This window comes from Flavobacterium xylosi (assembly GCF_042787345.1).
Taxonomy (GTDB): domain Bacteria; phylum Bacteroidota; class Bacteroidia; order Flavobacteriales; family Flavobacteriaceae; genus Flavobacterium; species Flavobacterium xylosi.
In genome coordinates, this window is record NZ_JBHZPZ010000020.1 from 14,318 (window position 1) to 40,469 (window position 26,152).

Genomic DNA, 26,152 nt, shown 5'->3' on the forward strand with positions numbered 1-26,152 from the left:
AATCGTTTGTGCGGTTATTTGTTTATTTGAAAAATTAGAAGTCAGCAAAATATTTTACCGATGTATTTTTTAGTTATTCCGTTTCAAATAAAAAATGAATGACTTTTTTGTACAATTGCTCATCATGCATGCTGTGTCCCAAGCCGTTTGTTTCGATGAAAATTGAATCTTTCCATGTGCTGGCTATTTTTTTTCCTTCTTCAAATAAAACAACTTTATCGTCGGTGTCATGAGCTATAAAACCTTTTGTTTTTATTTCAGATGCAAATTGTTTAGCAGAGAATTTTTCCAGTTTTAGCTTAAAATGGTTGAGATAATGTGCTTCTAGCCCTTTTGAAATTTTAGAATTCAAACTCAACATTGCAATGTAATTATTAAGAATAATTTTGAAATCACTTGGAGAGCCTAAAATCACCATTTTCTCAATGCTGTTATTTTGATAAACGGATTGGTAATACAGGCATGTTTTTCCTCCTAAAGAATGACCAATGAGGTATCGTGGTTTGAATTTTTGAACTATAAAATCAATAGATTTGGCATATTGGGGGATATTAAATTCCTTTCCACTTGATAATCCGTGGGCAGGAGCGTCGATTGCTATAATGGTGCTTCCTGATTTTTTTAAATATGGTAACATTTTTTTCCAGCGCGAGGCGTTACTTTCCCAGCCGTGTACGAGCAGTATAACCGTATCGTTTCCCTTCCATCTATACGTTTGAATATCATGGCCGTCATGCTGAAAAGTTTCAGTCTCCGTTTCCTTTAGTATTTTAGGAAGCTTTGCCTTTGTAAGTCTGCCTTCTCTAGGCTCGCTAAAAAGGGAATAGGCAAGTTGGGTTGCCTTGTCAGGAAATACGTAGCTTAATAAATTTACATATAAACCGACAGATTTGGTGAACAGGAAGTAAAGTGATTTTTTCATAAAAAAAAGTCCCGATGTGTATCGGGACTTAAATGTAATTAGAATTTAGAAAATAATTTTTCCATTTTTTCTTTTTCTTCATCAGCCAATGAACTATCGACTAATATTCTTCCGGAATGCTCATCAGTGATGATTTTCTTTCTTGAAGCAATTTCTACTTGTGTTTGCGGTGGAATAGTAAAGAATGATCCTGCAGATGCGCCTCTTTCAATAGAAACAACAGCTAAACCATTGCGAACACTTGTTCTGATTCTATTGTAAGCTTTCAATAATCTTTCTTCGATTAATGCTTGGTATTCTGCTGATTTTTCTGTTAAAAAAGCTTCTTCTTTAGCAGTCTCAGCCATGATAGCATCCAATTCTGATTTCTTATGCTTCAAGTGATTAGATTTAGTTTCTAATCTTTCTTTTGACTGAGAAATTACGTCTTTCTTATGTTCAATAGAAGCTTTCATTTCTTTAATTTGTTTTTCAGACAATTGAATTTCTAATTCTTGAAATTCAACCTCTTTAGTCAACGAATTAAATTCTCTGTTGTTACGAACGCTTTCTTGTTGTTTTGTGTATTTTTTGATCGCCTCTTTGTGCTCATCAATTGCATTCTTTTTTACCTTGATAAGATCTTCGATACTTTCAAGTTCATTTTTCAATTTTTCTGAACGGGTGCTTAAACCTGCAACTTCATCTTCTAAATCTTCTACTTCTAAAGGAAGTTCTCCTCTTACGTTTCTGATTTCGTCAATTCTAGAGTCAATTAGTTGTAAATCGTAAATTGCTCGTAACTTGTCCTCAACACTTAATTCTTTCGTATTCGCCATATTCTATAAGTACTTAACTGGATTTGAATTTTCTTCTGATAAAATAACTGCAAAATTAAGGATTTTTTTCCGAAGATACTCAACAATATAATTTTTTGTATAGCGTTCGCTTTCAAAATGTCCGATATCTGCCAATAAAAGTCGATTTTCGGCTTCATAAAACTGATGATACTTTAAATCTGCCGTTAAAAACACATCAGCTCCAGCCTGAATCGCATTTTTTATGGCAAAACTTCCAGCTCCACCAAGCACGGCTATTTTTTTTACTTCTTTTCCTATAAAGTTGGAATGACGAATGCCATCAGCTTGCATTTTCTCTTTTGCAAAAAGCAGAAATTCTTTTTCTTTCATCGGATTCTTTAATTCGCCAATCATTCCTAAACCAATATTCTGATGTTTGTTTTGCAATTCATAAATTTCATAGGCAATTTCTTCATAAGCATGGCTTTTGAATAACGCTTTAAGAATTTTGTTTTCCAAATGCTTTTCGAAAGTGACTTCAATTTTGATTTCATCTCCCTGGACAAACTCAAATCGCTCTCCAACTTGTGGATTACTGTGTTCATTTCCCATATAGGTTCCAATTCCTTTCGAATTAAAACTGCAATTTTCGTAGTTGCCAATATTTCCGGCACCGGCATCAAAAAGTGCATTTCGCACTTCTTCCGCATTTTCCGGTATAGTATAGGTTACTAATTTCCGAATAAAATTCTGCTTCGGAATAAGAATTTTTGTGTTTATTAGTCCAAGCGCATCACAGAAAACTTTATTTACGCCTTCTTGATGATTGTCTAAAGCAGTGTGGACAGCGTATATAGCGACGTCATTTTTTATGGCTTTTATTACGGCTCTTTCCACATAATTTTTACCCGTTATTTTTTTTAATCCAGAAAATAAAATGGGATGAAAACAAACCACTAAATTGCATTTTTTAGCGATTGCATCATCAATTATGTTTTCTAAAGCATCGTGACAAACTAAAACACCCGTTGCTTCTGCTTCTTGGTCGCCAACTAATAATCCTACATTGTCAAAATCTTCGGCATAGTCGAGTGGAGCCATTTCTTCGAGGAAGGTAATAATTTCTTTTATTTTCATTTTTATTTCGATTTTTAGATTGTTGGATTTTTTAGATTGTTCAATTTATTGAATAACCAAAGCACCGAATAACCAAATCAACTTTTTTTTATAAAGATAATTTATTCTACTTTCGTAAAATGAATTTACTTCGAAAATTACTCTTTCCGTTTGCCATTTTATATGGTCTCATAACGAGTATTCGGAATTTTCTTTTCGATACAGGTATTTTAAAATCGTACTCATTTGATATGCCAATTATTGCTGTCGGAAATCTTAGCGTTGGCGGTACCGGGAAAACGCCCCAAATTGAATATTTGATTCGGCTGCTTTCAGATAAATATAAAGTTGCAACATTGAGTAGAGGTTACAAAAGACAATCTAAAGGTTTTATTTTGGCGGAAGCCGGTTCAAATGCTGCAATTCTTGGCGATGAACCTTTTCAGTTTTATAAAAAATTTGCAACTATCCAAGTTGCTGTTGATGTCGACAGAAAAAATGGAATAGGAAAATTACTTTCACTACCCAAAAAACCAGAAGTTATTTTGTTAGACGATGCTTTTCAACACCGAAAAGTGAAAGCGGGATTTTATATTTTGCTAACTTCGTACGGGGATTTGTATTCAGATGATTTTATGTTGCCAACTGGGAATTCACGCGAAAGTAAAAGTGGAGCAAAAAGAGCTAACGTAATTATTGTAACGAAATGTCCTTTTAATCTTTCTTTAGACAAACAAAATGATATTAGAAACAGATTAAAGGTTTCTGCAAACCAAGAATTATACTTTACTTTTATAGCGTATGACAATTTTATTTATGGGGAAAACCGAAAGATAAATGTAAATGAAATTCAATCCGCTTCTAAATTACTGGTGGCAGGAATCGCAAAGCCAGAACCATTTTTTGCCTATTTGCAAGATACCAATGATGTCTGTTTGTCTTTTCCGGACCATCATAATTTTACCGATAAAGACATTTTAGAAATTAAAAATTTAGCTCAAAACAACATTATTATCACTACCGAAAAAGATTATGTACGATTAAAGGGAAGTTTACCAAGCGAACAACTTTTCTATTTACCCATACAAAGTTCTTTTATTTCCGGTACCGATTCCGAAGTGTCGGAACGGGGAGATGATTTTGATAAAAACATTTTAAATTATGTGGGAACAAGTACAAGAAACCGTTAGTTATATTAAAGGAAAAATAGATTTCACTCCAGAATACGGTGTGATTCTAGGATCAGGATTAGGAAGTTTTACTGATGAAATGAAGATAGAATATTCCTTGCCTTATAATGAAATTCCAAATTTTCCGGTATCGACCGTTCAAGGTCATAAGGGAGCATTAGTTTTTGGTACAATTGGAGAAAAGAAAGTGGCTGCTATGCAAGGCCGATTTCATTATTATGAAGGATATTCCATGACCGAAGTAACTTTTCCGGTGCGGGTAATGAAATTTTTAGGTATAGATAAATTAGTTGTTTCTAATGCTTCCGGTGGTGTAAATCCAAATTATAAAGTAGGTTCTATTGTCCTTATTAAGGATCATATCAATATGACGCCTGAACATCCATTACGTGGAAAAAATGACGACCGTTTTGGACCTCGTTTTGTAAATATGAGCGAACCCTATTCGAGAAAGATGATTACTAAGGTAAAAGAAATAGCGCTTGATTTAAACATTGAAGTTTTCGATGGAGTGTATTTAGGACTTCAAGGACCAACTTTTGAAACCTTAGCTGAGTATAGAATGGTAAATATTCTTGGTGCAGATTGTGTAGGAATGTCAACCGTTCCTGAAGTCATTGTGGCACGTCATATGAATATTGAGACTTTTGGAATTTCTGTTATTACGGATATGGGAAATGAAGAAAATATTGATACGATTTCACATGTTGAGGTATTAGAAGCCGCGAAAAAAGTAGAACCAATGGTACGAAGCCTAATCAAAGAATTAATTTTGAAATATTAGATATTTCTAGACATAATTGGCAATCGTACTGTAAAATTCTTCTGGAATGAACGGTTTTGTAATAACATCATTCATTCCAAACGATAATAACATGTCACGATTTTCATCCAATGATATTGCAGTTAGTGCTATTATTGGTGTTTTTTGATCAAATTTTCTAATTAGTTCAGTTGCTATAGTACCGTTCATACCCGGTAAATGAACATCCATCAGTATTAAGTCAAATGTATTGTTTTTAGCTATTTCAATCGCTTCTTCACCATTTTCAATTATGTAGCAAATTATCCCTTTGTTTTCGAGCATTTTTGCTGAAATCATTTGGTTAATTTTATTGTCCTCGACCAAAAGTATTTTTTTATTCGCTAAAACAGAATCATCATATGTTTTACGTTTTTCATCAACTTTCAATAATTCAGAGCCTTTTTTAAATTTTAATTCAAATGAAAAAGAAGAACCTTCTCCTACGATACTTTTCAGACGTATATGACCACCAAGAGTTTTAATTAATTTCTTTACGATTGTTAAACCTAAACCGGTTCCTCCGTATTTGCGATTTACCTCTATCGAGCCTTGCGAAAAACTATCAAAAACACTTTTTAATTTGTCTTCAGGAATTCCAATCCCTGTATCAATTACTTCAAAATATATAATAGCATGGTCATCCTCTATTGATTTTAGTTTAATAATTACATTTACAGTACCATTTTTAGTAAATTTTAGCGCATTGTTAATCAAATTCAGGATTATCTGTGATAATTTTGTGGGGTCACCAATCAAATAATCCGGAATCGAATGGTCGATTTCAAGGTTGAATTTGTTGTTTCCTACTGCGGCTATTTCTTTTAAAGAGTTTTGTATGTCTTCTAATAATTGTTTAAGATTAAAATTGATGTATTCAATTTCAATTTTGTTGGAATCGATTTTGTTTATTTCTAGGATTTCATTTATAAATTTTGTCAAGTAATCGCCTGAAAATTTTAATGAAGCTAGATATTTCATTTGAGACCTCTTTGGCTTTTCTTCTAATAATAAATGAGCAATACCATTTATAGCATTCAGTGGAGTACGAAGTTCATGACTTACCGTTGATAAAAACTCAGATCTTGCATTGGAGGCCTTTTCTGCTTTGTCCTTAGCAATTTCTAATTCTTTATTTTTAACTTCTAGCATTAGATTGGATTGTGTTCTAATGATGTTATTTTTATATAAAGATAAACTCAATAAAGATAAAATGGAAATCAAAGCAATGGCGAGAATACTTATTAATTTAGAGAATTTATTCGCTTTTTCCTGCTGTTTATTTTGATTGCCAATTTGTGCAATTTCTTTTAGCCGTTCGGATTCTTTAAATTCATTATAATCATCAATGCCAAGTCTTTCGTTATTTAAAATTGAGATGCTCTCTTTCAAATTGAGATGTTGTTTCAAATAAGAATACGCATTGTTTTTATCTAACATTTTTTCGTAAACAGAACTCATTGCGAGTAAAATATCCGATTTTTGGTCCAAATTGTTATTTTTAGCATTAGTTTCTAATGCTTTATTGAGGTAATTTAAAGCTAAATTATACCTTTTTTTGGATGCTTCAATAGTTCCCATTTGATACAAAGCTTCTGTTCTGGTATTCAGTATTGCCGCATTATAAGGTTTAGCGATTATTGTTGTGAATATTGTTGAAGCTAAATCGTTATTCCCTTTCGATTTACTGATAATTCCTTTCTGAAGATACAACAAGTTGAGTATTTGGGCAGAATTAGAGCTTTTTAAATTATCAATTATTAATTTGGTATCATTAAAATAAATTTCTGCATCCTTAAAATTTCTTTTTTCAATATAACTTAAGCCTAGATAATAAGTTGCGTATGCATAATTCGAACTTGGTTCTAGTTTTTTATAGATTGCAATGCTTTTCTGAAATGTATTTATAGCATCGTTATATTTTTTTAAATCAAAATATAGTTTTCCTAATTTGAACGTTTGATCAGCTTGCGCTTGAACATCCCGAATTAATTTAGAGTAACTAATAGTTTTTTGTGTATAAAATAAAGCTTGTTGGTAGTTATCGGATTTGATATTTGTAGTAGTCAAATTTTTGTAATACGCTAGGCTATCTGTTTTCTCATTGGTTTGAGAATACAGAAACGAATTACAAAAAAAGATAAAAACAAAGAATTGCTTCATTTATAGCTGAATTGTTTTATGTTTTATTTTTACGTTCCATCAAAATTATCAAATCAATTATTCGGGACGAATATCCTATTTCATTATCATACCAACCGACGACCTTCACCATTTTGTCGATAACTGAGGTCAGTAGAGCATCAAATATACATGAATTTTTATTACCAATTACATCTACGGAAACGATTGGATCTTCGGTGTAATCGAGAACTCCTTTTAAATTAGTTTGTGCTGCAATCTTGAAAGCAGCATTTATTTCATTTATTGTGACTGCTCGTTTTACATTAAAAGTAATATCTGTTAAAGAGCCATCGGGAACGGGTACTCTAATTCCGCATCCACCAATTTTCCCTTGCAATTCAGGGAAAATTTTTGTCAGTGCCTTAGCTGCGCCTGTAGTTGTTGGAACTATTGACTGGCTTGCACCACGAGCCCTGCGTAAGTCTTTGTGGGGTTGGTCATGCAAACTCTGGTCAGTCGTATAGGAATGGATGGTTGTGATATAGGCTTGCTCGATACCGCAAAGTTCATCAATAACTTTCATCATTGGTGCGGCATTGTTCGTAGTACAGCTCGCATTAGACAGTATAGTTTCAGTACCGTCAAGAATATTTTCATTCACACCCAGAACTACAGTTTTTATAGTTTCAACCTCAGAAGGTGCGGAAAGAATTACTTTTTTGGCCCCAGCCAGAATATGGGCATTGAGCTCTTCAAAAGTTTTGAATTTTCCTGTCGACTCGACTACGTAATCTATATTTAGACTTTTCCAGTCTAGATTTGAAATCTTTTTTTCATGAAAAAACAAAAAATGGTTTCCATTTATAACAAATCCTTTTTCATTTGCCGTTACCGCATAAGGCAAAACCCCGTGAATACTGTCATATTTCACTAAATGGGCCATTGTTTTTGTGTCGGCAATATCATTTATGGCAATTACTTCAATATCTGGATGGTTTAAAAGCAGACGAAATAAATTTCTCCCTATTCTTCCAAAACCATTAATGGCAATTCTTGTTTTCAAATGTATTCGTTTAATCGTTTATTTGGTTAACCGCTTAACCGATTAAACAAATAAACTATTTATAAAATATGTTTCTGCGCTTTGTACGAAGAACGAACTAACGGACCGCTTTCTACGTGACGGAAACCTAATTCCAACCCGAATTTTTCATATATCGCAAATTGATCTGGCGTTATGAATTCTTTCACAGGCAAATGTTTTTTACTAGGTTGCAAGTATTGACCTATAGTAACAATGTCAACATTAGCATTACGCAAATCTCTCATCGTCTGAAAAACTTCCTCTTCTTTTTCTCCAAGTCCAAGCATAATCCCAGATTTAGTTCTGCGAATACCTTTTTCTTTTAGGTATCTCAAAACTTCCAGACTTCTGTCATATTTGGCCTGAATACGTACTTCACGAGTCAGCCTGCGAACGGTTTCTACATTATGCGAAACTACCTCGGGATTAGCCTCCACGATTCGATCTATATTTCTTTCGATACCTTGAAAATCAGGAATCAAAGTTTCTAGAGTTGTGTTGGGATTCATTCTTCGAATAGCTTTAACGGTTTCAATCCAAATAATGGAACCGCCATCTTTTAAGTCATCTCTATCTACGCTAGTAACTACAGCATGTTTAATATTCATGATTTTTATGGAACGCGCCACTTTTTCAGGTTCATCCCAGTCTACGGTTTCCGGTCTTCCGGTTTTTACACCGCAAAAACCACAAGAACGCGTACACACATTTCCTAAAATCATGAACGTTGCCGTTCCTTCGCCCCAGCATTCCCCCATATTGGGACAACTTGCGGAGGCACAAATCGTGTTCAAACTATATTTATCAACCAAGCCACGAAGCTCTGTGTATTTTTGTCCAATTGGAAGTTTCACCTTCAACCATTTCGGTTTAGCTCCGCTCAGTTCGGCTCCGCCTCGGGTTCCAACAGGTAAAGTATTTTCTAAAACAGTTTCCATATATTAATTTTCAAAGCACAAAGATAAGCAATGTACTTTATTATGGATTCGTTTATTTGTTTATTTAAATGAAGGGAAATGGAAGATTTAGGAGCAGAATATTCAGGTTTTTTTAAGTAATAGTTGTCCTGCTTTCCATTCTATCCACGCTGATTGTTCGTTCCTCACAATGACAGCGCGGGATGCTCCCGATCCCGAAGTTTCGGGACGAGACAAATCAGGGCTAGATAAGTACTTTTTGTTGTTGCAACGGTAAAAAATTCAACGACCGTTTTTTGCAACCGTATATTTCTGAAACTAATTTTAAATAGAAAAGCAGAATCTTTCGACTCTGCTTTTCTTATGGTTTAATTAGTCCATCTGGACTGAAATGGGTAGGTTATAGGCAGTTCGAACCGCTTTTGAACCAACCATTCCCGGAGACCATTTTGTTTTCAATGATTTTAATACTCTGATAGCTTCTTTACCCAAACCATAACCTGGGTCTCTTTTTACTTGAATGTCAGTCATGCTACCGTCTTTTTCTATTACAAAAGACACATAAACTTTCATGGTGCTGCCACCATCAATTTCTGGTTTTTCAAAATTATTTCCAACATAAGAATAGAATTTATTAATGCCTCCCGGAAATTCAGGAAGTTTGTCTAGCGCAACACTGGCAACTATGGTATTTCCCTTGTCAGAAGGCGTATCAGTTATTGTTCCTTGTCCGGAGGAAGAAGTCGGATTTACCCCAATAGTTGCAGTTCCCTCTGTGCTTGAATTTGTTACCGTTGCATTATCTATATTCTTTGCTATGTCTTGGTTTGCCAGTTGGGCCCGAACAATTACAGGATTCACAAGTTGGTCGCTTTGAATTGGTGCCTCGGTATTTAATATTTTCACTTCAGGAAGAACCGGCTTTTCAACTTTATTAATTTCATTAGGTGCAATGTCGATCAATTCAACTACCGTGTTTGTAAATTCGGGAATGGCTAAGGTTATACTTTTTTCTGGATAAAAATGATTGATAACGATAGGAATACTCATTGCAGAAGTTAAAAGCAATATTCCCATAAAAAGTGCAAATAAGGAAGTTTTAGTACTTTCTTTGCGTAACTGATACGCACCGTATTCTTTATTTCTGTTTTCGAAAACAAGGTTTAACCAGCTGGTTTCGTAAATACTTAATTTTGACATGGTTTATGGATTTAATGGTTAGGTAGCAGTTAAATCATAAGCATAGTTGTTTTAAGTAACAACGTAAATAACAGGAATTTTAGTATACAAATCGTGAAATTTTTTAGTTTAATCGTTTTAAACTTTTATCGTTTGCCGGTTAGAATAAGTGTCAATTTAATAACCCCGACCGTGCAGATATGTTCACGTTGGATAACGCGGATTTGCGAACCTTACGAAAAAAATTTCTGCGCTATCAAACCGCTGACATATCCGAGCAGTCAGGTAAAAATAATAAGAAAATAATCATTTTTTAATTCTCTTTTTACTATTTTAACTAACTCTATGTAAAGTAGTTAGCTGATGGTAATTAAAAAAAATTGACATGAAAAATTTAATTAAGTTACCAATCTATATATTGTATTTAATAGTATTGGTTTCTTGTACAACAGATTCTCCAAGTGAATTGCAGGCGCCTGTGATTTCTGGAGGTAACACTGGAGGAAGTGGTAACACTGGAGGAAATTATGCAACAAATCCTTTTTTTGGGTTTTTAGATGGTGATGGTAGTTCTAGTACTTATATTATCATGCCTATAGAAAGTTCATCCACTAATTTAATAATAAGTAGATGGAAAATTATAAAAGAAGGTGTTGATGAAAACAATGATGGAAATATAAAGTATTATAATTATCTCGATTATAAACATAATGAATATGGACTAAGTTTTTTGCAATTCAATAACAATGGAGTAGTTTTCGAAAATGCTTATTACAATGATAATGGAACTTGTATTTTATATTCAGAAAGGGTTAATTGGGAGTTACTTGAAAATAACAGAATTAAAATTTATGTTTATAATAATATATATCTTGTTAAAGTAACTCAATCAGAATTGATTTTAAAATATGAATGGAATTTTGCAAATTCACTTTATGGACCAGCGCAAGTATACTATCATTATGAAAGAATTGTTGTAGAGGATTAGTAAAAAGAGCATTAAGATCCAATCCCATGGATATCTACCCGCTAAATATAGCGGTTTGCAAACTCTACCCTCAATCAAAATCAAACACGATAATTTTTTATTTAAAAAACAAAACCCCTTTTTACGCTTGTAACTTCCTTGTTTTCTTACTTTGTGGTCATGGAAAAATTTCCGCGCGATCAAACCGCTTACATATTCGAGGTACCTGTTTATTTTTCAGTTAAAAAAAGAATTGAAAAGCGAGGCTCGTGGAGCGTTTTTTTATAACCACAGATATGAATTGTCGTTGGTTTTAACCAACAGATAGGAAATTCCAGAGCGAATTGGCTTTAGCCAAAATAGTTTTATAATTTTGGCTAAAGCCAATTTCTATTTCTTCTTTTAATCCGTTGGTTAAAACCAACGGCAATTGAGAAAATAAAGAATAATAAATTGTAATATCATCTTTTATTCTGAATGATTTCTGCCAATAGTTTCTTGGCGCGGAGGAGTTTGATTTTTACATTACTCAAGGGCTCACCAATTTTATTCGAAATTTCCTGATAACTCATCTCCTGGAAATAACGAAGTTGAATTACTTCTTGATAATGTGGTTTTAATTCTTTGATGAACCGAAGTAACTGAGAAAGGTTCTGTTCCGTAATCAATTCATCTTCTGCCGATGGAGTCGTGTCGGCAATATTATACGCTTGTTGGTCTTCTTCGTCTGTAATTTCGACAAAAAGACTCGATTTCTTTTTACGAAGTAAATCGATATGGACGTTTTTTGCAATAGCAATAAGCCAGGTGTTGAACTGAAATTCCGAATTATAGGTGGCTATTTTATCAAAGGCTTTCGAAAAAGTCTCAATAGTAATATCCTCAGCATTGGTTTCGTTTTCCGTGCGTTTTAGCATGAAACCATACACTTCATTCCAATAATAATCCAATAGAAAAGTGAAGGCAACTTGGTCACCTTGTTTCGCTTTTTCTATTTGTTTGTTTATTTCCAATGTACCGGTTTTGAGAATGTATTTGTTATAAAGATATTAATTTGTGTGAATATAAGTACTAATTCGATTATTGGATACCAATATACCACATCTTTTTCTTTTAATTTTCCTGCCGAAAACCCAATAACGATCCAAGATATTATGTATCGGACGCAAAATAAGCTTAACACTATTATCCACTGAAATTGAAAAGTCAGTAAAAGTATAGCCAGCAAAATAAAAAGCAGTTGCGTAGAATAGAAAACGCTTAATTGAAATTTATCGAACTTTTTGTAATAATTTGCCGTAGCAATATGTCTTCTTTTCTGGATAATCCAGTCTTTGTATGTCGTTTTTGGCTTAGAATAAGTAAAACTTTCAGTCATAAATGCAATGGCTGTGTTTCTTGCATTTGCAGCTTGATTGACAAACAAATCATCATCACCGGAACGAACTTTCATGTGTTCGATAAAACCATTTACATTGAAAAACTCTTCTTTTTTATAGGCTAGATTCCTCCCTACGCCCATATAGGGATGACCCATTTTTGCCCAAGAAAAATATTGAATGGCCGTAAGTAAAGTTTCAAAACGTATTATTTTATTTAAAAAAGAATTAGCTATTTTCTCATATTTACCATAACCCAAAACAATCGTTTTTTGCATCGTAAATTGGGAACTAATTGCGGTAATCCATTCTTTTGATGTAGGGTAGCAATCCGCATCAGTAAATAATAAATACTCTTTTTTTGCAGCCTTTATTCCTAATGTTAATGCGTATTTTTTGTTTCCCCAAAAGGCTTCATTGTTTTGCACTTTTACCAAACGTACATTTGGATATTGTTTTTCAAAACCTTCAAATGTTGCCAAAGTGTTATCATTTGAAGCATCGTCAATTAAGACAATTTCAAAATCAGGGTAATTTTGTTCGGCAAGTAACGGAATAAAATTTATTACATTTTCTTCTTCGTTTTTGGCACAAACAATGACCGATATCGGAATTTTTTTGGGCGTTATCTTCTGCGCTTTTGCGAAAGCAAATTTCCCAAAAAAACCTAAGTAAAACAAAATCTGAACGGCAACAATAAAAATAAAAAAGTAAAGAATGATTATAAGCATCGGTGTTTAATGAGTTTCTAATCCACGATCCCGACGCTTCGGGACTGGAGAATGCAAAGGTATGAATAGAATTAGGAATTGTTAATCATAAACTGTGAATTTTAAAAGAATTTATCTGGGACATTTCTTCATTTCATTGGCGACGGCAATGGACTGATTTTTGTTGATTTTTTCCAACTCAGAAATGATGTTTTTGTAGTTTTTATCGTCACGGTTTTGTGACATTTTTTGCTGCGCCTGAATTTCTTCGATTTCGATTTCAAAAGCTACAATTCCCCGACTTTGCATCATGGTTTTCTCAGATAAATCTTCTATTCGAACAGGGTTTTCGGAATTTTGTTCGTATTTATCGACTAGCCTTTTCAGCGATTCGATAACTGCATCCCCTTCGATAATTTTAATTTTTCCGTAAACATGAACCGCAATGTAATTCCAAGTTGGTACATTTTCGTGATCGTACCAGGAGGGAGAGATATAAGAATGTGGTCCTGAAAAAATGGCTAATATTTGGTCATTCTCCGAGAAACCTTTCCATTGTGGATTTTCTTTAGAAATATGTCCCTCTAAAATTGTTTTTCCTTCTTTATTGGTACCCAGTTCTAACGGAATATGAGTGGCCCACAATTTTCCATTAGTCTGATTGATTAGAATTCCAAAACTGTTTTCTTTTAGAAAAGCGGTAATGGCTTCTTGATTTTCATTTTTATAGATATCTGGAATATACATTTTTAATTTAATTAGGATTTAGGGATTTTGAAATACTATTTTGGTTTTAACAATTTGAAATCAATCTATGTTCTGATTTCTAATGGAGCTGAACACTGTGACTTAATACGGAATACAAAAACCTATATCACATTCACTTCGGCCTCAATATGAATTCCAAAAGTCTTAAAAATGGTCTCTTGGATGCTCTTGGAAACATTCAAAATTTCCTGTCCCGTTGCATTTCCGTAATTGACTAAAACCAAAGCTTGATTTTTATGTATCCCAGCATCACCAAAACGTTTTCCTTTGAAACCAGCTTGTTCAATGAGCCATCCTGCAGGAACTTTTACTTGGGTTTCAGAAACCTCGTAATATTTCATTTCAGGAAATTGCTGATGAATTTTTTCGAAATCAGATTTTAAAAGAATAGGGTTTTTAAAGAAACTTCCGCTATTTCCCAATTCTTTTGGATCGGGTAATTTGCTTTGGCGAATCGCAATAACCGCATTACTCACGTCCTTTAAACTAGGATTGGTAATGTCATTTTTTGCTAATTCAGCCGTAATATCTCCGTAAGAAATATTGATTTTATGATTGCGTTTTGTCAGTCTGAAAACAACCGAGGTAATAACATATTGATTTTTCGCTTCGTTTTTGAAAATACTTTCTCGATAACCAAAATGACAATCCGCCTTTACAAAGGTTTTCGTTTCTTGATTTTCGATCCCCATTGCTTCGCAGGAAACAAAAGTGTCTTTGATTTCAGTGCCATAAGCACCTATGTTTTGAACAGGAGTTGTGCCTACATTTCCCGGAATTAGTGACATGTTTTCCAGTCCGCCAAAATTTTGATCGATGGTCCAAATCACAAGTTCATGCCAGTTTTCGCCGGCTTGACTTTCGACCCAGACAAAATCTTCGTTTTCTTCGATGATTTTTTTTCCTTTTAAGTCGATATGAATCACCAATGCGTCAATATCTTTTGTCAAAAGCATATTGCTTCCGCCTCCTAAAATAAATTTCTTATTTTCTTTATTTTCTTCTAAAATAACTTTCAGCTCGTCAGCAGAGTGAACCGCTGCGAATTGTTTTGCTTTGGCTTCAATGCCAAATGTATTGTATTTTTTTAAAGAGATATTGTGTTGTATTTCCATAAAGGAGTGCGTTTTGTTTTTAAAATTGTAACCATTCAGAATGCTATTTGTCTTTGATAAAGTGGTCTTGATTTATCCCAAAGTTGAAACTGTGGATTATGCTTTTATCATAAATTTATGAATATTACATCAAGGCATCTATATCATTTCCAACGGTTTCAACCGTGGGGATATTTATGAAATAAGTTTCATCTGAATAGTTATCTAAAGTATATCTTGAAAGTTTTCGGTTCTAATTTAGAACTTCAAAAGTAAGTATTAAAATTTATATGGATGTCCGAAAAGCGGACTAACTTTATTTTTTTTGCCACACATTTCACCGATTTTTATCAAAAAATCAAATTCTTTTTTCTTGTAATTTGTGAAAATCTGTGGCGAAAATTATTTACTAATAGTATTAAAATTTATTTACGTAGGATTTCATCCAGATATGCATCATAAAAAGAGGCATAATATAAGGAGTCATAGTTGCGTCTCCTTTTTGTAAATTCTGAACGAGTTTTTTGATGTTTATATTTTCAAAATAGGGGTTTTGAAACAGATCACTTTTTGAAAATGATTCTAAATCTTCTTTAAAGGCGGGACTTTTTGTGACATAATCGCCCCAAGGAGCGCTTAATCCCACTTTTCTGAATTTTAGAATTTCATCTGGTAATCGTTCTGCCATAGCTGATTTCAGAATGAATTTCCATTTTTTTCCTGCAAATAACCATTTGTCTTCCAATGAGCCCAAACCAATGACTAATCTTGGGTCCAAAAACGGTTCTCTACATTCAATGGAAGCGCCCATGGTACAGCGATCGTTTCTGTCCAGCAACGAACATAAGTAAGTATGTTGATCAAAATAAAGTGCCTGTCTGCGTAAATTATCCGGGTATAATGATTTTGCTTCTTTGTAAATTTGTTTTCGGTATTCATTTTTTGGAAGCGTATTAATTCCATAATTCTCCTCAATATCTTTCGGATAAATATTCGAGCCATTAAAAATCACCAATTCAGATTTTTTACTGATTTGTGCGTAACGAAATAACTTCTCATAACGAGGCTTATTTGTAAATAGGTCTAAATTGCCAATTGTTGCAATTGAATTCAATATCGATGGATATTGTAAGGCTTTGTATCTCACGTAACCTCCCATTAATTCATCAGCTCCTTCGCCCGAAAGTAACACTTTTACGGATGGTTTTGCCATTTGTGAAACGGCCAATAGATGCGGTTCACTCAAGTGCATGATAGGTTCGTCCTGAAAATAAGTTGAACTTATTAATTTATCGTAAAGTTTTTCATTTTCTAATTGCATCGTATGAAAACCATAATCAAATTTCTCAGCCATCATTTTGGCTAGGTGAGCTTCGTTGTGTTCCTTTTCTTTAAAGCCAATATTAAAAGTTTGTATGTCTTTGTAATTCTGATGATGTAAGGAAGCCAAAACGGAAGAAGAATCCAGTCCGCCGCTTAATAGAACGCCAACAGGGACATCACTTACCATTCGTAATTTTATGGAATCATCAAATGTTTCCCGAAACCAGTCTACTGGATTTTTTATTTCGGGTTGGTTTTGAATCTCCTTTTTTAAATTCCACCATTTTTCGGTAGTGATTTTTCCTCCTTCGTGAATGGTCATAATATGTCCAGGTAACACTTTTTTTACGTTTTCGTATAAAGTGTTTTCGCCGGCAACAAACCGATTAAAGATATACTCTTCTAATCCGTCTTGCGCCATTTTGAGAGGTACGCCGGCTGTGAACAGCGCTTTTTGTTCGGATGCAAAATAGAAAGTCTCGTTGTAAAACGAATAATATAAAGGTTTAACTCCCATTCGATCCCTAACAACAGTAAGCTTTTTTTCTAGTTTGTCCCAAATAGCAAATGCAAACATACCATTAAGACGGTTGAGCATTTTTAAACCATGCAATTGAAATAATTTCAACAAAACTTCGGTGTCAGAATTTGTTCTGATATCAAATCCGTTGCTTTTTAGTTCGGGATAGAAGTCCTTGAAATTGTAAATTTCTCCATTATAAACCAGTACGTATCTGCCGTCATCGGAAAGAAAAGGCTGATGTCCGGCTGTGGAAACATCAAGAATCGAAAGTCTCCTGTGGCCAAAACCAATATTGTTTTCAACGAACAACCCTTTATCATCAGGTCCGCGATGCTCCAGCGAATCGCGCATCTTTGTCAGAATGCGTTCGTCGACTTTTTTTTGTGATTGTAAATGCAAGATTCCATTAATTCCACACATAGTTAATTGGGGCTGTTTGTGTTGATTAATTGGTGGTATTTATCAGCAATAATTTTCATGTTTGTATTGTAATTGGCATTTTCTTCCACAAATTTTCTGTTTTTCAAAACAGCGCTATTTCTATGCTCTCTATTTTTAAATGACCATATTAATTCTTCTGCGAGCATTTTGAAATCATCAACGGCAATTAATTGACCGTTTTCTCTGTGCTTAATCCAACTTTGGTTTCCTATTATATCGGTTGCGATTGGATAACAGTTACAGGCCATTGCTTCAAATAAAGAAGCTGAAACTCCTTCTGTTGTTGGCATGCTGATGTAAATGTTAGATTGCTGTAATAATTTTGGTAATTCTGTATTTGGAATTCTTCCGGTGAAGTTTACTTTGTTTTCAATTTTTAGTTTTTTGGCTAATTCTTTCAATTTTGAAAGTTGGGTTCCGTCTCCTATAATAGTAAGTCCGAAATCGATTCCTTTTTCGTTTAAAATAGCAAAAGATTTTAAAATGATATCATGACGGTACTCCGGCAGCAAGGAACGAGTTACTACGGCGCAAATTTTTTCCGGATTGGCATTGTTTTTATTTCCGAATTTTACCAAATCGATTCCTTTTGGCAATACCAAAACTTTTTTCATATCTACATTGGCTTCCTTCATGGAAATAGTCATCACTGGGCCCCAGGCATGTATCAAATCTGCTTTTTGAAAAGCATAATGCTGAAGGAGTTTTTTTAACGGTAATGAAATGGATTTTTCAGGCCATAAATCAGTTCTGCCTTGTTGTGCAATTGCCACGGGTTTCACGCCGGATAAGGCAGCAAGAAACCCGTAACTGGTGGTTCTCTCGGCAATAACCATATCTGGTTGATGGAATTTGATTAGTTTTTTTATTTTAAAAATGGCGAATTTATATTCGAAAATCCTTAAAATGCGTTTGTGAAGGCAATTACTGGGTGTTTTTAATTCCCATGTAATAATTTCAAAATCACCAAATTCTTTCAGACCATTCATCCATGTGATGGCGTCAGCTCTGTAGGATTCTCCCAGAAAAAGTATTTTCTTTTTTTTTGCCAAAATAAATTATTCTTCAGAAGTTAGCGCTCGATTGATAAAATCATTCAACGGTTTTAGTGTGATTAATTTTTTACTCACTGTAGCAACAAAATCTTTTTTTGTTACTTCTGAAATATCAATTCTCTGAGTAGACTCAAAGCTTTTTAATTTCAATAATTCAATGGCAGGATGGTCTTTTTCGTAGCCTCTTGGTGGATTTTTAAGTGTATTTTTTTCATTTCGATCAAAATTATTAAACTCCTTTTTGAACTCTTTTTCATTAAGAATTGCTTCTAAATCATCGTGGAAATAAGCAATTTCTTTGCGCATTTTTTTTAAATCTTCCGCTTCCGGACAATACAATCCTCCAGCAATAAAACTAGCTCCTTTTTCTATTTGAATATAATAACCCGAACGATTCATTCCTTTTGCACCCGAAGAAATCCAAATCCCTACATGAGACTTGTAAGGAGATTTGTCTTTGGAGAACCGGATATCGCGATTGATTCTGAAAGTACAATTTTTGACTTCCAGCATTTCCAACGATGGATCCAAGGGCTTCATCGCATCAAGCAAATCAGCAATGAGCTGATGTAAATCTTTTTTGAAAACTTCGTACCTTTTTTTATTTTCCAAAAACCAATCCCGATTGTTATTGGCTTTTAAATCTTCCAGAAATTGTAAAGTGTCTTTTGAAAGCATCTAAATGTTATTGTAATTGTTTTTTTAAATCTTCTTCACTAATAAAACCAGAATTTTTCCATTTTACGTCCTTATTTTCATATAAGATTAAAGTAGGCAGTTCGCTAATTTTCATGTCAGAAATCAAGGTTTTATTTTTATCTGCATCTAATCGAATAATAACGACTTTGTCTACTAATTCTTTTTCCATTTTCAAAAGATACGGTTTCATTTTTTTGCATGGAGCGCACCATTCTGCATAAAAATCAATCAATACTTTTTTGTCGGTATTTAATAATTCGTTGTATTCCTGAGTTGACAGGCCAATTATTTTATCACTTGGTTTTGACAACCCGGCGGCATCCCATTTTAGCATTCCGCCTTGTAATTCATAAACAGTGGTAAAGCCTAATTCTTCTAATTTTGCTGCTGCTTGTTTACTTCTTCCACCGCTTTTGCAATACACGAAAACAGGTTTTGTTTTGTCTAATGCTGCTGCTTTGACGACGAAATCAGTACCGTTCCAATTTACATTAGCTGCATTGTCTATATGTCCGGATATATATTCTTCCGGGGTTCTAACATCCAGAATTTGCGCGTTTGGAGTTGCTGCAATTTTTTCAGCAAATGCTGCGGGTTCTATCGTTTTTACGTTTTTAGAAGGTTGTCCGTTACAGGATAAAACAGCAAATGATATAATTAATAGGAATATAAGACGGTATTTCATGGTAAATAAGTTTAAAATTTGTGTAGGCTAAAGTAGGTAATTTTTCAACTTTCGAATAGTTTAAACTATTAAATAAAAGTTATAAATTGAAAATTTTATAGGTCTGATGTGTCGATTTTACAATGGTTTCTGTGCGTTCAGGATGTGTATCTGAAATAAATAATTGTCCAAAGGTATCGCTATTGACCATTTCGATGATTTTAGCCACTCTGCTTTCGTCTAATTTGTCAAATATATCATCAAAAAGTAGAATGGGTTTTACGCCACTTTGTTTTTTTAAAAATTCAAATTGGGCTAGTTTCAAAGCGATCAGAAATGATTTTTGTTGGCCTTGTGAGCCAAATTTCTTGATAGGATGATTGTCGATTTCAAATGATAAATCATCTTTATGGGTTCCTACGCTTGTGTACTGTAAAGCCCTGTCTTTATTGATGTTTTCATGTAAAATGGTCAATAAATCATTTTCGAATAAATGGCTTTCGTATATTAATTGAACCGTTTCCTGCGAGCCGGTTATTGCTTGATGATGCACATTGAAAATAGGGATAAAATGATCGATAAATTCTTTCCTTTTTTCGAAAATATATTTTCCAAAACTATTAAGCTGCTCATTATATATAGAAAGAGTGTCGTTTTCAAAAACATGATTCAGCGCAAAATATTTTAATAAAGCATTGCGCTGGCTCATTACTTTTTGATATTGAATGAGTTGTTGCAAATAGTGGGAATCCAGTTGCGAAATTACGCTGTCCATAAACTTTCGTCTCGTTTCGCTGCCTTCAACGATCAAATCCGTGTCGGCAGGTGAAATAATAACCAATGGAATGAAGCCAATATGGTCTGAAAATTTATCGTAGGCTTTCCCGTTGCGCTTTAATATCTTTTTCTGTCCTTTTTTTAGACTGCAAAGAATTTGTTCGTTTCTTTTGTTTTTTTCGAATTCGGCATCAATCACAAAAAATTCTTCACCGTGTTTAATATTCTGAACGGCCAATGGATTGAAATAGCTTTTTCCGTAAGATAAATGATAGATTGCATCAAGGACATTTGTCTTTCCAATGCCGTTTTTACCTACAAAACAATTTATTTTGGTGTCAAATTCGAAATTTGCTTCCGAAAAATTCTTATAATTGAATAATGAAATCTTTTTTAAATACATGGGGAAGGCTTGCTGGTATTGAGAACTTTGATGTTTTGTGACAAGTTTTTCAAAGCGGTTGCAAATTATTGAAAAATATCGATAAAAATGCCTTTTAGATTTTTTCTCTGTTAATTATTTTGCCATGGGAAAGAAAGAACCGTCCATAATATTTTTTTTGAATATAAAAGCATATTTTTTATGACGGTTTGAATAAAAATTTTATTTTTGCGATTCACTAAATTAAAAATAAATGGCTACTTACAGTAAAAGAGGATATAAAGCACCAAAAGAAAAAGAAGTAAAAGACACAGTTGGAGAGATAAAAGTTGATGAAAAAGACAGCGCAACTGCAGGCGTTTTTTCTAAATTAGATGAAACAGCTTCATTGACGGAGAATTGGGTAGCCAGAAATCAAAAAATCATTATTGGATTAGTTGCCGGTGTTGCGATTTTAACTGTTGGTTATTTAGCCTACCAAAAATTTATTGCTGCGCCAAAACAAGACGAAGCTGCTAACGAAATGTTTGTTGCACAACAAAATTTTCAAAAAGCTACAGACGGAGTTGCCAGTGATTCATTATATAAATTATCTTTAAATGGTTCTGAAGGTAAATTTGGATTTATAAAAATCGCAGATGAATATTCAGGAACTGATGCTGGAAACTTAGCTAATTATTATGCGGGTATGGCTTATTTAAATACAGGTAAATATGCAGAAGCTATTGATTTTTTGAGTAAATTTAACTCAGAAGATATTGTATTGAATGCTATGGCAAAAGGCGCAATAGGAGATGCCTATTCGCAACAGAATAAACCAAAAGAAGCTTTAGAAAATTATGTTAAAGCTGCTGAGGTAAATAAAAATGATTTTACAACTCCACGTTTCTTATTAAAAGCAGGTAAGACAGCTTTGGGTTTAGGAAATAAAGAAGAAGCACTAAAATATTTTACAGATATTAAAGATAATTATGATGCAAGTCCAGAGGCTGCTTCAGTTGATGTTTTAATAGGATTAGCACAATAGTAAAAAATGATGTAAGATTGGTGATTTAAGATTGTAGATTTTTGATTTCAAAAATCTATCTTTAACATCTGAAATCAAAAATCTGAAATCAAAAATATACAATCAAATGGCTACAGTAAATAAAAACTTATCCGAGTACGACAAAAATTCAATCCCAAACGCGAAAGATTTTCGCTTTGGGATTGTTGTTTCAGAATGGAATGATTCTATAACTGAAGGACTTTATAAAGGTGCTATAGAAGCCCTTTTGGAAAACCAAGTTCCGGCCCAGCATATTATTCGCTGGAATGTTCCTGGAAGTTTTGAACTTATATATGGATCAAAAAAAATGTTGCAAACGCAGAATGTTGATGCCGTTATAGCCATTGGATGTGTAATTCAAGGGCAAACGAAACATTTTGATTTTGTATGTGAAGGGGTAACTCAAGGAATAAAGGACTTGAATGTGCAAACGGACATTCCTGTTATTTTTTGTGTTTTGACTGATAATACCATGCAACAATCCATTGATAGAAGTGGAGGAATTCACGGAAATAAAGGTACTGAAGCTGCTATTGCAGCCATAAAAATGGCTTATATTCGACAACAAGCTTCATTGTCACATCAAATAGACAATCAACATTTATTGTCTTCAGGGGCCATTCAAATAGAAGAAGGATCGCCTTTAGAATTAAAGGGATAAAAATAAAGTTTTATTATCTTAAAAATTTAAAAAAAAACCTACACAATTGAATTCAATGGTGTAGGTTTTTTATTGAGCTAAAAAAGAATTTTAACCTAAGGAATTATTCATCTGCATGAGCTGCTTCAAGATTAATATCAGACATGGCAATTTCTGTTAATGATACATCAGCCTTTTTCTCTTCTTCGAGAGTTTTAGCCAATAAAGTAACCGCTTTAGTTTCGCCTAAAGTTACAGCATAGGCACGCAGAGTACCATATGTAGCAATTTCATAATGTTCTACTTTTTGAGCTGCAGCAATCATTGCCGCATCGCGTACAACTCCTATTTGTGTTTCTGCCATAATACCGTCAGCTTCTTTTAGTAATCCTTCCATAGCATTACATTTTTTACCTACTGCTTTTAGGCCTAAAGATTCAAATATTTTTTCTAAACGATGCACATGTTCCTCTGTTTCTTTTAAATGGTGTTCGAAGGCATGTATCAGTTTTGACGAAGTAGCATTTTTCGCCATTTTTGGTAAGGCTTTCGTCAATGCATGCTCTGCCCAAAAGATGTCTTTTAATCCATCTTCAAAAAAATCTCTCAAACCTTGTGCAGCATCTGGCTTTGCTTTTACAGCTCCTTTTTTAGATTCCACTTTTACATTTTCTTGTTTTTCATTGGTCGTTTTCATAATTGTTGTTTTTAATGGTTAACTTCTTTATATAGCAAATTTAAGTTTTAAACCTGTAAACGGATTATAGAATTTCGTTAAAAAACTCCAAAATTAACACTTTATATTGTTGTATATCAAATACTTGAATAGTTATGTGAATCCTCACGATTTTAGTCTGAGATTAATAATAAAACCCAACAGAATTTCATTAAATTTGTGCGCCTTGGTTTTATAAAATTTTATCCCGAAGTGTCGGGACTTTAAACATCAAACAATATTTTTTTAATGTCGAGTATCATTCAATTACTTCCTGATCATGTTGCCAACCAAATTGCCGCTGGAGAAGTCGTTCAAAGACCCGCTTCTGTGGTCAAAGAATTGCTCGAAAATGCTGTAGATGCAAGGGCAACGGATATAAAATTAATTATTAAAGATGCAGGGAAGGCATTGGTTCAGGTTATTGACAATGGTTTAGGGATGTCTGTTACAGATGCACGTTTGTGTTTTGAACGCCATGCCACTTCTAAAATTCGTCAGGCCGAAGATTTATTTTCTTTGCATACAAAAGGTTTTCGTGGCGAAGCATTAGCCTCAATTGCTGCTATTGCGCATATGGAGATGAAAACCAAACAGGATCAAGAGGAGTTAGGGACGCATATAGTTATTGAAGGCAGTAAGTTTATATCTCAAGATGTAGCGGTTTTGCCAAAAGGCACTTCATTTGCAGTCAAAAATTTGTTTTTTAATATTCCTGCGCGGCGCAATTTTCTAAAGTCGGATACGGTGGAATATCGTCATGTTATCGATGAGTTTCAACGCGTGGCTTTGGCGCACCCAAAAATACATTTCACCTTTTATCACAACGGTAGTGAAATGTTCAATTTGCCTCCTTCCACTTTGAGACAAAGGATTGTCAATGTTTTTTCGGGTAAAACCAATGAGAAATTAGTACCTGTTCAGGAAGAAACAGAAATCGTCAGTATTCAAGGTTTTGTCAGTAAACCTGAATTTGCCAAAAAGAATCGTGGCGAACAATTTTTCTTTGTCAATGATCGGTTTATTAAAAGCGGGTATTTGCATCACGCTGTTATGGCTGCTTATGACGGGATTTTGAAAGATGGTGCACAGCCTAGTTATTTTTTATATTTGTCGGTGCCTCCCAATACAATAGATATCAATATCCATCCCACAAAAACGGAAATTAAGTTTGATGATGAGCATGCCTTGTATGCCATATTGAGAGCGTCTATAAAACATAGTTTGGGGCAATTTAATGTAGCGCCAGTTTTGGATTTTGATCGGGATTCTAATTTAGACACGCCTTATCATTACAAAGATCTAGAAGGCGCAACGCCAACCATTCAGGTAGACGGTAATTTCAATCCGTTTTCTGACAATAATCCTAATAAACATTATTCGAATTATAAAAAACCGGAACCAACAGCAAACTGGGAAAGTTTATATGTTGGTTTAAAACAAGATACGGATGAAATTGGTGGTATTACTTTCGAAAATGAAGAGGTAACTTCTTCTTTATTCAATGATGAAGAAGTAGAACATGCGGTACATAAAACCTATCAGATTCATAAAAAATATATTGTTTCTTCTATAAAATCAGGAATGGTGATCGTAGATCAGCAGCGAGCGCACCAGCGTGTTTTGTACGAACAGTTTTTGGTTAATATGACCGTTAAGCAAGCATCAAGTCAACAATTATTATTTCCTTTGAACTTGTTTTTTTCTGCAGGCGAAATGGAGCTCATTGCTGAATTACAATTTTCTTTAATGAATACCGGTTTTGTTTTTGAAGAAAATAACACGGATCATATTGTCATTTCAGGAATTCCTGTAAATGTTACCGAGAGTGAAGTGTCACTTGTTTTGGAACAATTATTAAGTGATTTACAAGATGGAATTCCAGAAAGCAGTTTCAGTCAAAACGATACGATAGCGAAATCGATGGCTAAAAGTTTGGCTGTTAAAACAGGAACACACCTTACAGAAAAAGAACAGGAAAACTTGGTAAATGGGCTTTTTGCTTGTAAAGACCCCAACGTTTCCCCATTTCAAAAACCCACTTTCATCACCATGCGTGTGGAAGATTTAGATAAAAAATTTGCAGTATGAGAAACGTAACGGAAACGGTTAAGCAATTAATCATTATTAATATTTTATTCTTTGTTGGAACATTGGCTTTAGGGGATGTAACGTATAAATTTCTGGCATTATATTTTCCCGAAAACCCTAGTTTTCAATATTGGCAACCTCTTACCCATATGTTTATGCATGGTGGGTTGATGCATATCTTTTTCAATATGTTTGCATTATATTCTTTTGGATCTGCATTGGAACAAATGTGGGGTAGTAAGAAATTCTTGTTTTTTTATATTTCCTGCGGTTTAGGTGCTGCGTTGTTGCATACCGGAGTCAATTATTACTATTTTCAAGATAGTTTGAATACTTTGATTGCTAACGGATTTCCTAAACAAGAAATTTTACTACTTTTAAATGAGGGTAAAATCGATACCAGATGGCAAGAAATTTTATCGGTTTCTGACTTTCAAAATTTCACAAGTGCCTATATTGGCACAGCGGTAGGTGCTTCCGGAGCTATTTATGGGATTATTGTCGCTTTTGCCTTTATGTTTCCAAATGCTGAATTGGCTTTGATGTTTATTCCCGTTCCTATAAAAGCAAAGTTTTTTGTGCCAGGTTTAGTTTTAGTAGATTTGTATTTAGGTATTTCAGGAAAATCAATTTTCGGAGGTGGAGGAATAGCTCATTTTGCACACGTTGGTGGTGCTTTATTCGGTTTTATCATAATGTGGTACTGGAAGAAAAATCAGTTCAATCAAAATCGCTGGAATTAAAATAGTAATTAGTTTTCAGT

Annotated in this window: 24 protein-coding genes; 7 read left to right on the forward strand and 17 right to left on the reverse strand. The window is 33.9% G+C overall.

Features of this window, described 5'->3' with window-relative positions; genetic code table 11:
* Positions 1-73 precede the first annotated feature (73 nt).
* Genes ACFX5E_RS14230 through ACFX5E_RS14240 form a run of 3 tightly spaced genes read right to left on the reverse strand, consistent with a single transcriptional unit; the run spans position 74 to position 2,838 of the window.
* Positions 74-922, reverse strand: a complete 849-nt coding sequence (locus ACFX5E_RS14230; protein ID WP_379855824.1) for an alpha/beta fold hydrolase — start codon at positions 920-922, stop codon at positions 74-76.
* Between the two features lie 38 nt (positions 923-960).
* Positions 961-1,740, reverse strand: a complete 780-nt coding sequence (locus tag ACFX5E_RS14235; RefSeq protein ID WP_379855825.1) for a zinc ribbon domain-containing protein — start codon at positions 1,738-1,740, stop codon at positions 961-963.
* Between the two features lie 3 nt (positions 1,741-1,743).
* Positions 1,744-2,838: a Nif3-like dinuclear metal center hexameric protein gene (locus ACFX5E_RS14240; protein ID WP_379855826.1), complete on the reverse strand. Its 1,095-nt coding sequence runs from the start codon at positions 2,836-2,838 to the stop codon at positions 1,744-1,746.
* A 119-nt stretch (positions 2,839-2,957) separates the two neighbouring features.
* Here ACFX5E_RS14240 and lpxK point away from each other — a divergent pair, with 119 nt between their 5' ends.
* Together lpxK and ACFX5E_RS14250 are read left to right on the forward strand one after the other, a co-directional pair.
* Positions 2,958-4,007 (forward strand): tetraacyldisaccharide 4'-kinase, encoded by a 1,050-nt coding sequence (gene lpxK, locus ACFX5E_RS14245; protein WP_379855827.1) that lies wholly within the window; start codon positions 2,958-2,960, stop codon positions 4,005-4,007.
* A complete protein-coding gene (locus ACFX5E_RS14250) occupies positions 3,979-4,791 on the forward strand; it encodes a purine-nucleoside phosphorylase (RefSeq protein WP_379855828.1) in 813 nt (270 codons plus the stop codon). The genes lpxK and ACFX5E_RS14250 overlap by 29 nt, the downstream gene beginning before the upstream one ends.
* A gap of 6 nt (positions 4,792-4,797) precedes the next feature.
* Here ACFX5E_RS14250 and ACFX5E_RS14255 read toward each other — a convergent pair whose 3' ends face one another.
* The 4 genes from ACFX5E_RS14255 to ACFX5E_RS14270 all read right to left on the reverse strand — a co-directional run bounded on the left by ACFX5E_RS14255 (position 4,798) and on the right by ACFX5E_RS14270 (position 10,134).
* The gene (locus tag ACFX5E_RS14255) at positions 4,798-6,972 is read right to left on the reverse strand and encodes a tetratricopeptide repeat-containing hybrid sensor histidine kinase/response regulator (RefSeq protein WP_379855829.1); all 2,175 of its coding nucleotides are present in this window, start codon (positions 6,970-6,972) and stop codon (positions 4,798-4,800) included.
* Between the two features lie 16 nt (positions 6,973-6,988).
* On the reverse strand, positions 6,989-7,996 hold the full coding sequence (gene gap / locus ACFX5E_RS14260; protein WP_379855830.1) for a type I glyceraldehyde-3-phosphate dehydrogenase: 1,008 nt from the start codon (positions 7,994-7,996) through the stop codon (positions 6,989-6,991).
* 59 nt (positions 7,997-8,055) lie between these two features.
* Positions 8,056-8,955 carry a lipoyl synthase gene (lipA, locus tag ACFX5E_RS14265; protein ID WP_379855831.1) on the reverse strand — a complete coding sequence of 300 codons (900 nt, stop codon included), beginning with the start codon at positions 8,953-8,955 and terminating at the stop codon, positions 8,056-8,058.
* Between the two features lie 351 nt (positions 8,956-9,306).
* Positions 9,307-10,134, reverse strand: coding sequence for an energy transducer TonB (locus ACFX5E_RS14270; RefSeq protein ID WP_379855832.1), 828 nt, complete (start codon positions 10,132-10,134; stop codon positions 9,307-9,309).
* Positions 10,135-10,531: 397 nt separating this feature from the next.
* Here ACFX5E_RS14270 and ACFX5E_RS14275 point away from each other — a divergent pair, with 397 nt between their 5' ends.
* Positions 10,532-11,101, forward strand: coding sequence for a hypothetical protein (locus tag ACFX5E_RS14275; RefSeq protein WP_379855833.1), 570 nt, complete (start codon positions 10,532-10,534; stop codon positions 11,099-11,101).
* Between the two features lie 440 nt (positions 11,102-11,541).
* Here ACFX5E_RS14275 and ACFX5E_RS14280 read toward each other — a convergent pair whose 3' ends face one another.
* The 9 genes from ACFX5E_RS14280 to recF form a co-directional block, all read right to left on the reverse strand.
* Positions 11,542-12,093, reverse strand: coding sequence for an RNA polymerase sigma factor (locus ACFX5E_RS14280; protein WP_379855834.1), 552 nt, complete (start codon positions 12,091-12,093; stop codon positions 11,542-11,544).
* Positions 12,084-13,190, reverse strand: coding sequence for a glycosyltransferase (locus tag ACFX5E_RS14285; protein ID WP_379855835.1), 1,107 nt, complete (start codon positions 13,188-13,190; stop codon positions 12,084-12,086). The genes ACFX5E_RS14280 and ACFX5E_RS14285 overlap by 10 nt, the downstream gene beginning before the upstream one ends.
* Positions 13,191-13,301: 111 nt before the next feature.
* On the reverse strand, positions 13,302-13,916 hold the full coding sequence (locus ACFX5E_RS14290; RefSeq protein WP_379855836.1) for an FMN-binding negative transcriptional regulator: 615 nt from the start codon (positions 13,914-13,916) through the stop codon (positions 13,302-13,304).
* Between the two features lie 122 nt (positions 13,917-14,038).
* Positions 14,039-15,091: a UDP-N-acetylmuramate dehydrogenase gene (murB, locus tag ACFX5E_RS14295; RefSeq protein WP_379855866.1), complete on the reverse strand. Its 1,053-nt coding sequence runs from the start codon at positions 15,089-15,091 to the stop codon at positions 14,039-14,041.
* Positions 15,092-15,449: 358 nt separating this feature from the next.
* Positions 15,450-17,297 carry an asparagine synthase (glutamine-hydrolyzing) gene (asnB, locus tag ACFX5E_RS14300; RefSeq protein ID WP_379855837.1) on the reverse strand — a complete coding sequence of 616 codons (1,848 nt, stop codon included), beginning with the start codon at positions 17,295-17,297 and terminating at the stop codon, positions 15,450-15,452.
* 2 nt (positions 17,298-17,299) lie between these two features.
* A complete protein-coding gene (locus ACFX5E_RS14305) occupies positions 17,300-18,307 on the reverse strand; it encodes a glycosyltransferase (RefSeq protein WP_379855867.1) in 1,008 nt (335 codons plus the stop codon).
* A 69-nt stretch (positions 18,308-18,376) separates the two neighbouring features.
* Entirely contained in the window at positions 18,377-19,051 is a 675-nt protein-coding gene (locus ACFX5E_RS14310) for a DUF2461 domain-containing protein (RefSeq protein ID WP_379855838.1), read from the reverse strand.
* Between the two features lie 7 nt (positions 19,052-19,058).
* Positions 19,059-19,757: a thioredoxin domain-containing protein gene (locus ACFX5E_RS14315; protein WP_379855839.1), complete on the reverse strand. Its 699-nt coding sequence runs from the start codon at positions 19,755-19,757 to the stop codon at positions 19,059-19,061.
* Positions 19,758-19,836: 79 nt separating this feature from the next.
* On the reverse strand, positions 19,837-20,916 hold the full coding sequence (gene recF, locus ACFX5E_RS14320; RefSeq protein ID WP_379855840.1) for a DNA replication/repair protein RecF: 1,080 nt from the start codon (positions 20,914-20,916) through the stop codon (positions 19,837-19,839).
* Between the two features lie 232 nt (positions 20,917-21,148).
* On the opposite strand from recF, the gene ACFX5E_RS14325 reads away from it, so the two are divergent.
* Complete coding sequence (locus tag ACFX5E_RS14325) at positions 21,149-21,922, forward strand: tetratricopeptide repeat protein (protein WP_379855841.1); 774 nt, start codon at positions 21,149-21,151, stop codon at positions 21,920-21,922.
* 106 nt (positions 21,923-22,028) lie between these two features.
* The gene (gene ribH, locus ACFX5E_RS14330; protein ID WP_379855842.1) at positions 22,029-22,604 is read left to right on the forward strand and encodes a 6,7-dimethyl-8-ribityllumazine synthase; all 576 of its coding nucleotides are present in this window, start codon (positions 22,029-22,031) and stop codon (positions 22,602-22,604) included.
* A gap of 103 nt (positions 22,605-22,707) precedes the next feature.
* Here the strand turns inward: ribH and ACFX5E_RS14335 are convergent, their stop codons facing one another.
* Positions 22,708-23,280, reverse strand: a complete 573-nt coding sequence (locus ACFX5E_RS14335; protein ID WP_379855843.1) for a YciE/YciF ferroxidase family protein — start codon at positions 23,278-23,280, stop codon at positions 22,708-22,710.
* 267 nt (positions 23,281-23,547) lie between these two features.
* On the opposite strand from ACFX5E_RS14335, the gene mutL reads away from it, so the two are divergent.
* Both mutL and ACFX5E_RS14345 read left to right on the forward strand, forming a co-directional pair.
* The gene (gene mutL / locus ACFX5E_RS14340) at positions 23,548-25,389 is read left to right on the forward strand and encodes a DNA mismatch repair endonuclease MutL (RefSeq protein WP_379855844.1); all 1,842 of its coding nucleotides are present in this window, start codon (positions 23,548-23,550) and stop codon (positions 25,387-25,389) included.
* Positions 25,386-26,132: a rhomboid family intramembrane serine protease gene (locus tag ACFX5E_RS14345; protein ID WP_379855845.1), complete on the forward strand. Its 747-nt coding sequence runs from the start codon at positions 25,386-25,388 to the stop codon at positions 26,130-26,132. The genes mutL and ACFX5E_RS14345 overlap by 4 nt, the downstream gene beginning before the upstream one ends.
* The last annotated feature ends 20 nt before the right edge of the window (positions 26,133-26,152 follow it).